Annotated in this window: 15 protein-coding genes and 2 tRNA genes; 13 read left to right on the top strand and 4 right to left on the bottom strand. The window is 56.6% G+C overall.

Annotated elements, in window-relative coordinates; all coding sequences use genetic code 11:
- Window positions 1–13 precede the first annotated feature (13 nt).
- The 5 genes from pal to nadA all read left to right on the top strand — a co-directional run bounded on the left by pal (window position 14) and on the right by nadA (window position 2,965).
- Window positions 14–583 carry a peptidoglycan-associated lipoprotein Pal gene (pal, locus tag FIV08_RS08430; protein ID WP_152437987.1) on the top strand — a complete coding sequence of 190 codons (570 nt, stop codon included), beginning with the start codon at window positions 14–16 and terminating at the stop codon, window positions 581–583.
- Window positions 584–608: 25 nt separating this feature from the next.
- Window positions 609–1,379 carry a tol-pal system protein YbgF gene (ybgF, locus tag FIV08_RS08435; protein WP_152437988.1) on the top strand — a complete coding sequence of 257 codons (771 nt, stop codon included), beginning with the start codon at window positions 609–611 and terminating at the stop codon, window positions 1,377–1,379.
- A gap of 118 nt (window positions 1,380–1,497) precedes the next feature.
- Window positions 1,498–1,573 (top strand) — tRNA-Lys (locus tag FIV08_RS08440).
- 61 nt (window positions 1,574–1,634) lie between these two features.
- Window positions 1,635–1,710: transfer RNA gene (locus FIV08_RS08445), tRNA-Lys, on the top strand.
- Between the two features lie 193 nt (window positions 1,711–1,903).
- Window positions 1,904–2,965 (top strand): quinolinate synthase NadA, encoded by a 1,062-nt coding sequence (nadA, locus tag FIV08_RS08450; RefSeq protein ID WP_152437989.1) that lies wholly within the window; start codon window positions 1,904–1,906, stop codon window positions 2,963–2,965.
- 9 nt (window positions 2,966–2,974) lie between these two features.
- On the opposite strand, the gene FIV08_RS08455 is transcribed toward nadA, so the two are convergent.
- On the bottom strand, window positions 2,975–4,444 hold the full coding sequence (locus FIV08_RS08455) for a M48 family metalloprotease (protein ID WP_152437990.1): 1,470 nt from the start codon (window positions 4,442–4,444) through the stop codon (window positions 2,975–2,977).
- A 156-nt stretch (window positions 4,445–4,600) separates the two neighbouring features.
- Here FIV08_RS08455 and FIV08_RS08460 point away from each other — a divergent pair, with 156 nt between their 5' ends.
- Both FIV08_RS08460 and FIV08_RS08465 read left to right on the top strand, forming a co-directional pair.
- A complete protein-coding gene (locus tag FIV08_RS08460) occupies window positions 4,601–4,828 on the top strand; it encodes a sulfurtransferase TusA family protein (RefSeq protein ID WP_058089598.1) in 228 nt (75 codons plus the stop codon).
- Between the two features lie 16 nt (window positions 4,829–4,844).
- Window positions 4,845–5,921: an AI-2E family transporter gene (locus tag FIV08_RS08465; RefSeq protein WP_152437991.1), complete on the top strand. Its 1,077-nt coding sequence runs from the start codon at window positions 4,845–4,847 to the stop codon at window positions 5,919–5,921.
- Between the two features lies 1 nt (window position 5,922).
- Here FIV08_RS08465 and FIV08_RS08470 read toward each other — a convergent pair whose 3' ends face one another.
- Window positions 5,923–6,390, bottom strand: a complete 468-nt coding sequence (locus FIV08_RS08470; protein ID WP_152437992.1) for a peroxiredoxin — start codon at window positions 6,388–6,390, stop codon at window positions 5,923–5,925.
- 74 nt (window positions 6,391–6,464) lie between these two features.
- Between FIV08_RS08470 and dapA the strand changes: the two genes are divergently transcribed.
- The 5 genes from dapA to FIV08_RS08495 are packed head-to-tail and all read left to right on the top strand — an operon-like array spanning window position 6,465 to window position 11,027.
- Window positions 6,465–7,343, top strand: a complete 879-nt coding sequence (gene dapA, locus FIV08_RS08475) for a 4-hydroxy-tetrahydrodipicolinate synthase (RefSeq protein ID WP_138436384.1) — start codon at window positions 6,465–6,467, stop codon at window positions 7,341–7,343.
- A gap of 34 nt (window positions 7,344–7,377) precedes the next feature.
- The gene (gene bamC / locus FIV08_RS08480) at window positions 7,378–8,472 is read left to right on the top strand and encodes an outer membrane protein assembly factor BamC (RefSeq protein ID WP_152437993.1); all 1,095 of its coding nucleotides are present in this window, start codon (window positions 7,378–7,380) and stop codon (window positions 8,470–8,472) included.
- Between the two features lie 44 nt (window positions 8,473–8,516).
- Window positions 8,517–9,230 (top strand): phosphoribosylaminoimidazolesuccinocarboxamide synthase, encoded by a 714-nt coding sequence (purC, locus tag FIV08_RS08485; RefSeq protein ID WP_152437994.1) that lies wholly within the window; start codon window positions 8,517–8,519, stop codon window positions 9,228–9,230.
- Window positions 9,231–9,259: 29 nt separating this feature from the next.
- A complete protein-coding gene (locus tag FIV08_RS08490) occupies window positions 9,260–9,988 on the top strand; it encodes a TIGR04219 family outer membrane beta-barrel protein (RefSeq protein WP_152437995.1) in 729 nt (242 codons plus the stop codon).
- Between the two features lie 31 nt (window positions 9,989–10,019).
- Entirely contained in the window at window positions 10,020–11,027 is a 1,008-nt protein-coding gene (locus FIV08_RS08495; protein ID WP_152437996.1) for an NAD-dependent epimerase, read from the top strand.
- A gap of 79 nt (window positions 11,028–11,106) precedes the next feature.
- Here FIV08_RS08495 and FIV08_RS08500 read toward each other — a convergent pair whose 3' ends face one another.
- Both FIV08_RS08500 and FIV08_RS08505 read right to left on the bottom strand, forming a co-directional pair.
- Window positions 11,107–11,940, bottom strand: coding sequence for a vWA domain-containing protein (locus FIV08_RS08500; protein WP_228715515.1), 834 nt, complete (start codon window positions 11,938–11,940; stop codon window positions 11,107–11,109).
- Between the two features lie 252 nt (window positions 11,941–12,192).
- The gene (locus FIV08_RS08505) at window positions 12,193–12,999 is read right to left on the bottom strand and encodes an RluA family pseudouridine synthase (protein ID WP_152437997.1); all 807 of its coding nucleotides are present in this window, start codon (window positions 12,997–12,999) and stop codon (window positions 12,193–12,195) included.
- Window positions 13,000–13,102: 103 nt separating this feature from the next.
- Between FIV08_RS08505 and FIV08_RS08510 the strand changes: the two genes are divergently transcribed.
- On the top strand, window positions 13,103–14,029 hold the full coding sequence (locus tag FIV08_RS08510) for an ROK family protein (RefSeq protein ID WP_152437998.1): 927 nt from the start codon (window positions 13,103–13,105) through the stop codon (window positions 14,027–14,029).
- Window positions 14,030–14,039: the final 10 nt, after the last annotated feature.

A 14,039-nucleotide genomic window follows, 5' to 3' on the forward strand; every position in this document is an offset into this window, starting at 1 on the left:
AGGAAGTGCACACATGAAACTGTCAGTACAGACTAAAGCGTTTGCGATGTTGTTGTCCGTGGGCCTGGTAGCTGGTTGTAGCTCCACCGGCGATACCATGGAAGATGGTGCTTATGGCTCTGATGTGGCCGCTATTGATCAGGACGGCGGTTCCACCGTTTATGGCGGCACCGATGGTGATGGCGTTTCTTCCTCTCGTCTGAGCGAAGGAGAGCGTCAGGCCGCGCGTCAACAGGCTGAGCAGGAAGCACTGCGTAACATCACTACGTTCTACTTTGATTTCGATACCTCCGAGATCAAGCAGGAAGCCCGCGACGTGCTGGTTGCTCACGCCCAGTTCCTGGCCAACAATCCACGCCAGAATGTGCGTCTTGAAGGTCATGCCGATGAGCGTGGTACCAAGGAATACAACCTTGCCCTGGGTGAGCGCCGCGCCAATGCGGTTCAGCGCTTCCTGATTGTTAATGGTGCTTCCCGTGGCCAGATCGAAACCGTAAGCTATGGTGAAGAGAAGCCGGCTGTTCGTGGTTCGTCCGAAAGTGCCTGGGCACAGAACCGTCGCGTTGAGCTGGTGTTCAAGTAATCGAAATCAATGATCGGAAGGTCCCATGAGAAAATTGCTCATGGCGACAGTGCTGCTCCCGCTGGGCCTTGGCCTGGCGGGAGTCAGTCTGGCACAGTCGTCTGCACCCGCGTTTCAGAACAATGCCTCTGAGGCTCAGCGTAAGTCGGGTAATAACCAGGCTACGGCGGAACTGTTCTACATGATCCAGCAGCTCCAGAGCGATGTGCGCAGGCTGCAGGGGCAGGTGGAGGAACAGAAGCATCAGATCAGCCGCTTGCAGCAGCAAAGCCGGGATCGCTATGTGGATCTGGATCAGCGGATACTGGACCTGTCCAAGGCTGTTGAGCGCAAGGCCGAAGACACCCGGGAATCAAGCCGTGCAGCTGAATCCGGCCAGGGTGGCCAGCTAACGCCGGCCAGGGTTTACCGATCTCCCGGTGCGAATGAACAGAAAACCTATAACGAAATCATTGATCTGATCCGGAACAAGAAAGACTTTGATACCGCCATCAGTAGGCTGTACGAGTTTATCGATGAATATCCGGAAGGTGACCTTACCGTCAATGCCTACTATTGGCTGGGTGAGGTGTACCTGGCGGAACCCCGTCTCGAGCAGGCCAAGCAGGCATTCACCATTGTCGCTACCCGTTTCAGTGATCATCGAAAAGCGCCAGACTCGGTCTACAAGCTCGGTGTAACACTTGATCGAATGGGCGAAAAAGACGAAGCGAAACGCCGCATGCAGAGTGTTGTGGATAATTATCCAAATACGGGTGCTGCGGATCTGGCCCGGAAATACCTCGAGAAGGCGTGACTCTGATCACAGATTGAACCGCTTGTCTGCTTGTTGATCTGTCCCGGAAAAAAGTTGGGAATTCCCGTAAAAAGGGGTTGATCAGCAAAAAAATATCAGTAATATGTGCGCCTCGTTTGGGTCGTTAGCTCAGTTGGTAGAGCAGTTGGCTTTTAACCAATTGGTCGAAGGTTCGAATCCTTCACGACCCACCAAATTGTGGAATGGTGGTCTTGAGTGCCTTCATTCGCCGGGCAAGCGCCGGCAACCAGTTATGGGTCGTTAGCTCAGTTGGTAGAGCAGTTGGCTTTTAACCAATTGGTCGAAGGTTCGAATCCTTCACGACCCACCAAATAACAAGGCCCGACGCCGGGTTTTGTGGAAAAAAGAGCCCCCAGGGCTCTTTTTTTTTGGCTTCAAGAACCCATCTAGTCAACATGGGCGTAATCATTTTCCGGGTGCCCGGGAGGCTATGTTACAGCCCCATGAAAACACGCCCGGAAGTGATATACTTTCGCGGTAACAGTAACTTCAGAGATCCAGAAATGACACGAGCGCAAGACCGTATCCTTGTTCAGGAACATCTGGCACACGAAGCGGAGCCAAAGGCTCTGAGTGCCAGCGAGAAAGCTGAGCTTGAGGCACGCATCAAGGCGGCCCTCAAAGAGAAGGATGCTGTGCTCGTGGCCCATTACTACACAGATCCGGACATCCAGCGTCTTGCTGAGGAAACCGGCGGCTGTGTTGCCGATTCCCTGGAAATGGCACGGTTTGGTAACCAGCATCCTGCGTCTACTGTGGTGGTGGCTGGTGTCCGTTTCATGGGCGAAACCGCCAAGATTCTGAATCCCGAGAAGCGGGTGCTGATGCCCACGCTGGAGGCTACCTGCTCCCTCGATATTGGCTGCCCAGCGGATGAGTTTTCCGCTTTCTGCGATCAGCATTCGGACCGGACGGTGGTGGTGTACGCGAACACTTCTGCGGCCGTAAAGGCGAGGGCGGACTGGGTGGTGACCTCCAGCTGCGCTCAGGCCATTGTTGAGCACCTGGATGCCAAGGGCGAGAAGATCCTGTGGGCTCCGGACAAGCACCTGGGCCACTACGTTCAGAAGACCACCGGCGCTGACGTCTTATTGTGGGACGGTTCCTGCATTGTGCACGAAGAGTTCAAGCATCGGGGTCTGGAAGATCTCAAGGCACTGTACCCTGATGCCGCCGTGCTGGTGCATCCGGAATCACCGGATGCGGTGGTGGAGATGGCCGATGTGGTTGGCTCAACCTCCCAGCTGATTCACGCGGTCCAGACGCTGCCCAATGAAGAATTCATCGTGGCCACGGATAACGGTATTTTTTACAAGATGCAGCAGCTGGCGCCCAACAAGACGCTGATCGAAGCTCCCACGGCGGGTAACGGCGCCACTTGCCGCAGTTGCGCCCACTGCCCCTGGATGGCCATGAACGGCCTTGAGAACCTGCTTGCGGTGCTGGAGCGGGGCGATCAGGAAGTACTGGTTGACCCGGCCCTGCGTGAAGACGCATTGCGCCCGCTGCGCCGGATGCTGGATTTCACCGCTAACATGAACCTGAAAGCTGCCGGAAACGCCTGACTATCCCCGTTAGCCTCGCCGGGCTTGCAGCCTGTCAGTAATGTCGTTCAGGCGTTCGTTGACTACCTGCCGTTCGGCAGACCCGGCGGGCAGCTTTTCCTGGGCCTGGCGCAACTGGCGTTGGGCGGATTGCAAGTCCCCCATTAGGGCATAGTATTCTGCCCGTGCGCGGTGCACACCCACGATATTCCTGGCCATGCCCTCGGCTTCGGCGAGTCGTAACCAGATCTGTTCCCGTTCCGGCAGGCGCCGGGCCAGGTCCCGCAGCAAGCCGGCGGCGGTATCCCCATTTCCGTCGGCAATCTCGATTTCCGCGAGTGTCCAGGTGATGGGGTAGTTGCGCGGGTTTCTGGATAACGCCTGCCGCAGCAATGTCCGTGCGTCTTCATAACGTTTCTGGTCCAGCATCACGTCGGCCAGGGTCACCTGAAAGGTGATTCTGCCCGGGCTGCTGTCCAGAAGTTCCCGCAGTATGCGCTCGGCCTTTTGGTATTGCTGGTTGCGCTGATAGGCCACGGCCAGCCCGTAGCGAATGGCGTCGTTGCGTTTGGCGTCATCCCTTGCCAGGTAATCCTCAAACGTCTCGACTGCCAGTTGCGCCGACGAGGCGTAACGCACCTGCAGGCGGCTACGAACCAGATGATACTCCTGGCCATCCCGGATGCGTTCGTCGGGATACTGCTCCGCCCGGTTACGGCTGTCGGCGACCCGGTTCTGGGTTAATGGGTGGGTCGATAGGTACTCGGGCATCTGATTACCCTGTAACCGGTTCTGTCTCATCATGATTTCGAACATTTCCGGCATGCCGCGCGGGTCGAGGCCGGCGTTGGCCAGAATCTCCATGCCCACCCGGTCGGCCTCCTGTTCATGGGCCCGGCTGTAGGCCAGCATGTTCTGGATTGACAGGGCCTGGGTGCCGGCGATGGCGGCAATGCCAATATCGGATTGGGTCACCGCGGACAGCACGATACCGGCGATCATCCCGGCCAGTGTCAGCGGTGCGCTGGTTTCCTGTTGTTCCATGCGGCGGGCAAAGTGGCGCTGGCTCAGGTGCGCCAATTCGTGGGCCATGACTGAGGCAAACTGTTGCTCCGTTGCAGCGTTCAGAAACAGGCCGCCGTTCACCCCCACGATGCCGCCTGGCACGGCAAAAGCGTTGAGGGCAGGGCTGTCGATCAGAACCAGCTTCAGTTCCCGGTTATCCAGCGGGGCAGACGGCACCAGTTTGTAGGTAATGGCGTGCAGGTAGTCGTATATCAGCGGGTCTTGTATCTGGGGTGCGGAGCGCCGGATAGACGCCATCACTTGCTGGCCGATTTCCGCTTCCTGCTGGCCGGAAATGAGGCCAGCGCTGCCGCCTATACTGGGCAGGCTGGATTCCTGGGCATGGCTGAACCCGCCGGAGAGCAGCAGGGGGATTGCCAGAGCAAGCGTGGTCAGGAAACGGCAGACAGGATTCTGGCGATCAGTTCGATTCATGGATTTCAGTCACACCCGTGGGGATTTGCCACTTTGACATCAGCATAGCCCGGAAAGTTCTTGTCTGTATTACGAAGACTTGAGATGCAATAGGGTAACACCCCCGGCATAATGCCTGCTCGATTATTGGATAAATGGTAATGGTGTTCGCTTAACATGGCTGATCGAATTCTGGATGCCTCCGGGCTGCGTTGCCCGATGCCACTTCTCAAAACCAAGCTGGAACTCAACGCCATGAATGCCGGGCAAGAGCTTGAAGTGATTGCAACGGATTCGGGCTCTGCCCGGGATATCCCGGCCTGGCTTGGAATGTCTTCTCATACTTTGGTCAGCCAGTCAGAGCATCACGGCGAATTCCGTTTCGTGATAAAGTGCGGCGGTTAATCTTCCGGAGTTGTTCATGGTCAGAATTCTGCGCGGTCTAGCCCACAAGTATTTTTCTGATGAAGAAGCAGTGATTCTGTTTCTGCTTCTGGTTACCGGTACGGTTTTTGTCATTCTGTTCGGCGCCATGCTGGCACCAGCGATCGCGTCGTTGATTATCGCGTTTATCCTTCAGGGCCTGGTTGCCAAGCTGCACAAGATGGGTGTGCCCGAACTGGTGGCGATCATCAGCGTGTTTGTGGTGTTCCTCGGTGTTCTGGTCGGGTTTATTTTCGGGCTGTTGCCACTGATCTGGACGCAGGTCAGCAACCTGGCCGGTGAAGCGCCTCGAATCATTCGCGAGCTTCAGTCTTACCTTGAGCTCCTGCCGGAGGAATATCCTCATCTGATTTCCATGGAGGCAGTAGACACCATATACCGCCAGGTATCGGCAGAGGTCGCTCATATGACCCAGGTACTGGTCTCGTTCTCTCTATCAAGCATTCCAGACCTGGTGGCACTGCTGATCTACATGGTACTGGTGCCGATACTGGTGTTCTTTTTCATGAAAGACCGACGTGTGCTGGTCGCTTCCATCGGCCGGATGCTGCCTCCCCAACGTCCGATGATGGTTCGTATCTGGCAGGAGGTGAACCTGCAGTGCGCCAATTACGTGCGGGGCAAGGCGGTTGAAATTCTGATCGTTGGCGTGGTCACTTACGCCGCTTTCAAGCTTCTGGGCATGCCCTATGCGGCGTTGCTTTCGTTGCTGGTAGGCTTGAGCGTGGTGATTCCCTACATCGGCGCCGCCGTGGTCACCATTCCGGTCGCGGTGATCGCCCTGTTTGCGTTCGGCTGGAGTTCCCACTTCATCTGGGTGATGGTGGTATATGGCATCATTCAGGCGCTGGATGGCAATGTGTTGGTGCCTATCCTGTTCTCGGAGGTTAACAACCTGCACCCGGTTGCCATTATCGTGGCGGTTCTGTTCTTCGGCGGCATCTGGGGGTTGTGGGGCGTGTTCTTTGCGATTCCGCTGGCCACCATGCTCAAGGCGGTGTTTGCTGCCTGGCCGGTGAAGGAATCCGAGCCCTCACCGGCGGCATCAGAGTAGGTCAGAGTGCCTTGACGGCTTCCAGGACCTCGTCGGCGTGGCCGTTCACTTTAACGCCACGCCACTCCCGTTTCAGGTTGCCGTCCTTGTCGATCAGGAAGGTACTACGCTCGATACCCAGGTGCTCCTTGCCGTACAGTTTTTTCAGTTTGATCACATCAAACAGCTTGCACAGGGCCTCGTCTTTGTCCGAGATCAGGTGGAACGGAAACTGATGCTTGCTCCGGAAATTGGCGTGAGCCTTGAGCCCGTCTCTGGATACACCAAAGATTTCGGTATCAAGCTCGCTGAACTGAGGCATCCTGTCCCGGAAATCCTGGCCTTCGTTGGTACATCCGGGTGTGTTGTCCTTCGGGTAGAAGTAGATGACGACGTTTTTACCCCGGAGGTCGGCCAGTCTGATAATCTGATCGTCGGTCGCCTCGGCTTCAAAATCGGGCACGGGTTGGTTCAATGCTACGGATGACATGACATCTCCTTTAATTCCCTTGTGTCAGTTCGAGCCCAACATTACCATATCGCTTTTATTCGGACGGAGTTTTTATGATTACGGGTAGCCTTGTCGCGCTGGTCACGCCCATGCATCCAAACGGTGACATTCACTGGGAGGATCTGGACAAGCTGGTGGACTTTCATATTGAAAACGGCACGCACGGCATCGTTGCTGTGGGTACCACCGGCGAATCCGCAACGCTGGACCCCGAGGAGCATTGTCGGGTTATCGGCCACATCATAAAACGGGTCGATGGCCGGATTCCTGTTATCGCCGGCACCGGTGGTAACAGCACTCGGGAAGCCATAGAACTGACGTCCGAAGCCCACAAACTGGGGGCGGACGCCTGCCTGTTGGTAGTGCCTTACTACAACAAGCCAACCCAGGAAGGTCTCTATCAGCACTTCAAAGCCATTGCCGAGGCCGTGCCGGGCATGAGTCAGATGCTTTACAACGTGCCTGGCCGCACTGCTTGCGACATGCTGAATGAAACCGTGCTTCGCCTGGCGGATATTCCCAATATCGTGGCGATCAAAGACGCTACCGGGAACATTCCCCGCGGCGCCGAGCTGATCGAAGCCCTGGACGGCCGCCTGGCGGTCTACTCCGGTGATGATGCGACCGCAGCAGACCTGATGCTGGCCGGCGCCAAAGGCAACGTGTCTGTCACCGCTAACGTGGCACCCAAAGCCATGTCACAGTTGTGTGAGGCGGCGATCAAAGGTGACGAAGCCGAGACTCGTCGTTTGAATGACCTGCTCATGCCGCTGAACCGCAAGCTGTTCCTGGAAGCCAACCCGATTCCGGTTAAATGGGCACTGCATCGCATGGGGATGATCGGTGAGGGCATTCGCCTGCCGCTGACGCCGCTGAGCGAGAAGTTCCACGCCGAGGTGGAAGACGCACTTAAGGCCTCAGGTGTTCTCTGAGGCCAACCGATTCCCGTTTTACCGGAGTAACTCGATGCAGGTTCCTGGAAGAGCCCGTAACACCAAGACATTCCTGTTCCGGCCGTTAGCCGGGCTCCTGTTGGCCAGCACCCTGGTTGGGTGTGGCATCCTGGAAGACCGCTCCCAGCGATACGTTCACGCGCCGGAGGGCGAGCCAATCAACGTGCCCGAGGGTGCAGACGATTCCAGGTTGAGCCAGATCATGCCGGTTCGGAGCATCAATACGGATGATTCACGCCGGTTGTTTCCGTCTTCCATCCCGCGCCCACCGGACATGACCTCGGAAATTCTGGATCAGAACTACGTGATCGAGGAACTGGATGGTCGTGTCTGGCTTCTGGTCAACGAAGTGCCCGGCCGCTTGTGGCCGGTCGCCAGTGCCTGGATGAACGATGCCGGCCTTGGCGTGGCCTACGATAACCCCCAGTTGGGTATCCTCCAGAGTGAACTGGCCAACTTCAGCAAGCGCAGCCGTGACATGCTGGGGCTGGCTGATGACCCGGTCGCTCAGGAGCCCCGGGTGCTTTTGCAGATGCGATTGGCTCCGGGCATTCGACGCAAGACCACCGAAATCCGGCTACGGATTCTGGAACTTGAAGATGCGCCTGACGGGCTCGTTGCCTGGCAGTCGGATCAGGAATCCGACACCCGCGCCCAGGGCAGGAAAGAAGCGCTGTTGGCCGAGCTTGGTGAATTCATGAAGCAGCGTGAAGACAGCAAGTCGTTCTCACGGGCGGCATCGGGCATGATTGCCCAGCCATTGGTGAGGCTGCTGTCTGAAGATGACCAGGCGGTCGCTGTGCGCGTTGAGCTTGATTTCGGCCGCACCTGGGCGGAAGTGAACCGTTCCCTTGAGGAGATTGGCGCAGACATCCAGGACCTTAACCGGAGTGAGCGTTGGTTCCACGTGGACTTCCGTACCGAAGACGAACGCACCCCGGGCTGGTTCTCCTGGTTCAGCAATAAGGCTGAACCCCGCCACACCCATACCGTGAACATTGAACAGCGTGAAGACGCCCTGTTTGTCACAGCTGAGAGGCTGGACAGCTATACTGGTGAGTACAGCGCGTCAGACCTGCTCACACAACTATTTGAACACCTGTATTGATTCGGGGCGGCCGGCAAGGCCGCTGTCCGATTTTGGAGATCTAAATGGAAAAGCGCGAAGAGCTATACGCGGGCAAAGCCAAATCGGTATTCCGCACTGACGACCCGAACCGTTTCGTACTGGTGTTCCGGGATGACACCTCAGCCTTTGATGGCGAGAAGAAAGAACAGCTGAACCGAAAGGGCATGGTGAACAACAAGTTCAATGCCTTCATCATGGGCAAGCTCGAAGCAGCAGGCATTCCGACCCACTTCGAGGGCCTGTTGTCTGACACTGAATCCCTGGTGAAAAAGCTCGACATGATTCCGGTTGAGTGCGTGGTTCGAAATATCTCGGCCGGCAGCCTGTGCCGTCGATTGGGCGTGGAAGAAGGCCAGGAGCTTAACCCGCCGACCTTCGAACTGTTCCTGAAGAACGACGCCCTGCACGACCCCATGGTGAACGAGTCACTGGCGGTCAGCTTTGGTTGGGCCAGCGCTGAGGAACTGGCGCGCATGAAAGAGCTCACCTACAAGGTGAATGACGTACTCAAAGCCCTGTTTGATGACGCCGGCATGTTGCTGGTGGACTACAAGCTGGAGTTTGGTCGCAGCGAAGGCCAGATTGTTCTGGGCGATGAATTCAGCCCGGATGGCTGCCGAATCTGGGATAAGGAAACCCGTAAAAAGATGGACAAAGATCGCTTCCGCCAGGGCTTGGGTGAAGTGATCGAAACCTACGAAGAAGTAGGGCGTCGTCTGGGTATCCAGTTCGACTGAATATAAAAACCGACAACAACGGGTGTGATATGCGTAAATTGATGATGGTAATGGGCGCGAGCATGCTGGCTGCCGCTCCAGTGGTCTCCGCGGATATTCTGGGCGTAGGCGCCACGGTTGGCTACTGGGATGCCGACTATTCCGGCGAGGCGTCCAAGGGCAACGACCGGGTAGATCTGGAGCGGGACCTCAACCTCAGCAGCGATTCCAATGCCAATCTCACCGCGTATTTCGAACACCCGGTTCCGGTGCTGCCAAATGTACGTCTGGCTTATACCCGCACGAAGCAGAGCGGTAATGGCCAGCTGGCCACGGATTATGATGGCGTTTCCGGTGATATTCGATCAGAACTTGAACTGGAACAGCTGGACGTCACCCTGTACTACGAAATCCTGGATAACTGGGTGAATCTGGATCTTGGCCTGACCGTTCGGGATTTCTCTGGCGAGTTACTTGTTCAGAACAGGAGCGACACTAGCCAGTTCTCTGAAACCAAGGCCGACGCCGTGTTACCCTTGGTATACGTAGCCGCCCGTTTTGACCTGCCATTCACCGGCGTTTCTGTAGGTGGTGACGCCAACGCCATTACCTACGATGGCGACTCGGTCTATGACTTCAACGTGTATGGCCAGTATGAAATGTCGCTGCTGCAGTTGCGGGCAGGCTATCGCCAGATTTCTCTCGATTATGACGATGGCGACGACAACCTGGATATCGAACTCAGCGGCCCCTTTGTCAGTGCCGGTCTGAGATTCTGAGTAATAACCAACCGATCAGGGAGATGGACTCTTGAAAATCCTGGTTACCGGCACTGCCGGTTTCATTGGCTCACACCTGGCGCATCGCTTGCTGGATCGTGGTGACGAAGTCATTGGTGTAGACAACGTCAACGACTACTATGATGTCAGCCTCAAAGAGGCGCGCCTGGCCCGGCTGGTGAACAAGCCCGGTTTCACGGAAGTTCGCCAGGATGTGGCCGACCGTGCCGCCATGGAAGCTCTGTTCCGAGAGCACAAGCCCGAGAGGGTAGTGCACCTGGCGGCCCAGGCCGGCGTCCGTTACTCCCTTGAGAATCCCCACGCCTACGTGGACGCCAACCTGGTTGGCTTCATGAATATCCTGGAAGGCTGTCGCCACAACGATGTAAAACACCTGGTGTATGCCTCCAGCAGTTCAGTATACGGCGCCAACGAAACCATGCCGTTCTCAGTGCATGACAACGTTGACCACCCGCTCAGCCTGTACGCAGCGTCGAAGAAAGCCAACGAGCTGATGGCCCACACCTACAGCCACCTGTACAACCTGCCCACCACTGGCCTGCGGTTCTTCACCGTATACGGCCCATGGGGCCGGCCAGACATGGCGCTGTTTATCTTCACCAAAAAGATCCTGGCCGGTGAGCCCATTGATGTGTTCAACCATGGCCATCACCGCCGCGATTTCACCTATATTGATGATATCGTTGAAGGCGTTATCCGCACCCTGGACCATGTGGCAGAACCCAACCCGGACTGGTCTGGCGAGAAGCCGGACCCTGGCACCGGCAAAGGCCCTTACCGCATCTACAACATCGGCAGTAACAACCCGGTAGAGCTGTCCCGCTTCATTGAAATCATTGAAGAGCGTGTGGGCAAGAAAGCGGAAAAGAACCTGCTGCCACTGCAACCGGGAGACGTGCCGGCAACCTATGCTAATGTTGACGATTTGATCACAGACGTAGGCTACAAACCGGACACCACGGTGGAAGAGGGTATCGCCAACTTTGTGGACTGGTATCGGGATTTCTACAAGGTGTAAAAGCCGGGTTAGCGTCAGTACAAAAAAAGCCAGCGCAATACGCTGGCTTTTTTTGTTGGTACCCTGACTATTCAGACACTCACACCGCCACTGACGCCACGGGGCGCCTGCGATAACGTGTAAAGATTCCCAACAGTCCCAGGCCAATCAGTGCCAGGGAAGATGGCTCCGGTACTGAGGCAGAGGGCTGGCAAGCCGGATTTGTCGGATTAAGTTGGCAGAAATCCAGGGTTTCCTGGAGCTTGGCGTTGGCGAAGTCCGTGACGAACTGCTGCACGATGGTCTGATCGCTGGTGTTAAACAAGTTGAGATCGAAAACCTGTCCTCCATGGCCAGTAATAAGATCAGAATAGGAAGCGATGGTACTGGTACGCCGCAAAACGCCGTTGTAAAGAGCGTTGTTGTCAGTAAGGAGCCCGTCGAGCAGGGACTCCGAGACGGCTTCGCCGCCAACGCTGCCCCTTGCGGCGGTATCGCCATTGGAGGGCTCATCCGTCAGAATGATGATGTTCTTAACTGCATTGCTTCGGAACGAAAACAGGTCGGTCTGGTTGTCCAACGCGTTGAGTGCAAACGCCGTGGCGGTGTAGCCAGGCTCAATGCCTCCATTGATTTGTAGCCCTTGGGCTGCCGCAGCAAAGCTGGTTGGGTCGGTCAGATCGGTGACCATGCGGGGAACTATCGACCTATCTCCGTAACCGACTAAACCATAACGGGCATCTACCTGGCCCGTGCCAGTCAGGATGCTGGCAAACAGCCCGATGTTATCCCGAAGGTTACTCTGTACGGTTCCCATTGAACCCGACTCATCGACTACAAACACTATATCACTGAGTATCGGAGCGGCATGAGCCGGGGCGATAGCGGCCGCTGCTGATAGTATTAAACCTGAAAGAAATCGTTTGAGTTTCATCGTTGTCACCTCATCCAGATTGAGTATTGTGGACGGGCATCCATACCGTACTGCTCTATCGGCTGACCCCCGACGGGTACACCTATGCAGGCATCAGAAAACCTTGCATAGCATGTGCCACAAGACTTAACGCAAGCCTAACGCGCTGTGATGTCGGGATATTCTTCAGGTTCTGGCTGAAAAGCCCAGATATGACGCATCTGATATGTATAGAAAGCTGACATTGTTTTGCGGGGGCTGTAACCAACAGCGTTAGTCAGTTTTCCGCGAAGGGGCGCTGAAGTTTCTTGCTTTCCCGGTCAGTGGGCAAACAAACTGAAGCTGAACGGCCTTCAGGCAAAGCCCGGAGGGGTGGGCGCTGCCGTAAAGCCTGTCACCGACGATGGCGTGGCCAATACCTGCAAGATGCCGGCGAATCTGATGCTTGCGCCCGGTTTCGATAAGCACCTGAACGTCGGTGGTGTTCTCCTCCGGATGAATGGCCAGCGTGGTGACCCGGCTTACGGATTCCTTGCCGTCCAGTGGTGCGTCGATGATCAGGTCATCCGCATTCAGTTGGCCGGTCACTGTCGCTCGGTAGGTCTTGGTGACGGTGCGGCCGGAAAACAGTTTCGACAGGGCGCCAGCTGCTTTGCTGTCGTGGGCTACCAGCATCAGCCCGGCAGCATCGGCGTCCAGCCGGTGTACCAGATAACAGGGCCTGCTCAAGGCAACCTCTGCCAGCCGAAGCAGGCTGCAGTGGTCTCCCCATTGCGAGCCCTGGGCTAACAAACCGTGAGGTTTGTACCAGAGGCTGTAGCGGCCCAGGTCTTCTAGCAGATCAGGTTGTTCCGGCTTGAGGCCCAGCACCTGGTCATCGTAGAACAGTTGAATCCGGGTGCCTGGCTTTAACTCCCGTTTGGCTTTTCGCAACCGAACCTGCTTGCCCTTCTGGGCCCACCAGCAGGCACCTTTGGCCATGGCATCCTTGATTCGCTGCTTGGGGAGCCCTGACGCCTCGGCTAGCGCATCGACGGCAAGTTGTGATTCCGAAACGGTCAGGTCCAGGGTACGTCTCATGGCCGGGGATGGTCGCTCTGGTTAGGATTGGTAAAGTCTGGGATTATAGCCAAAAGCGCAGTCAGTTTATGCAGCAAACCGATACCAAAGGCGATCTTTACGAATGTCCAAACGCTGGTTAACCGGTATTGATCTGGGAGGCACCAAAACGGAAGTGATCCTGCTGGACGAGAACCACCAGGAACACTTTCGGCATCGGGTGCCAACCCCTGCCGGCGACTACCAGGCCACCCTGGCCACCATCAAATCACTGATCGAACGAGCCGAACAACATGCCAGCCAACGCGGCTTACCGGTGGGCATTGGTATTCCAGGAACGGTATCTGGCGTGACCGGGCGCATCAAAAACGCCAATTCCACCTGGCTCAATGGTAAGCCCATGGCGGATGACCTTCGCCAGCTAATCGGCCGACCGGTTGCCCTGACCAACGATGCCAACTGTCTGGCATTATCGGAAGCCACTGATGGTGCAGGGCAGAATGCGGGAGTGGTTTTCGCGGCCATTTTGGGAACCGGTTGTGGTGCTGGTATCAGTGTTGATCGACGGCTGTTGACGGGGCCCAATGGTGTGGCCGGTGAGTGGGGGCATAACCCGTTGCCCTGGACACCGCAGGGAGAGCTGGATGATCGCCCTTGCTTTTGTGGCCGACGTGGCTGCAACGAAACCTTTCTGTCTGGTACCGGCTTCAGCCTGACCCATCGGCTATCATGGGGCGGTGGGGCTTCGGCACAGGAAATAGTTGCCGGCGCACGGAACGGAGATCGCGAGTGCCGTTTGACGTTGGACCTCTATATTGAGCATCTGGCCAAGGGCCTGGCAGCGGTTATCAATCTTCTGGACCCAGACATAATTGTGTTGGGCGGTGGCATGAGTAATGTGCGGGAACTCTACCAAGCGTTACCGGAGCGGCTGCCGCAGTATGTTTTCGGTGGCGAATGCTCCACTCAGGTCCGGCCAGCGATACACGGCGATTCCAGTGGCGTGCGCGGGGCAGCGTGGTTGGCTGCCCAGGAAACAAATCCAGCATAAGGAGAACACG

The sequence above is a fragment of the Marinobacter sp. THAF197a genome, assembly GCF_009363275.1.
GTDB lineage: Bacteria > Pseudomonadota > Gammaproteobacteria > Pseudomonadales > Oleiphilaceae > Marinobacter.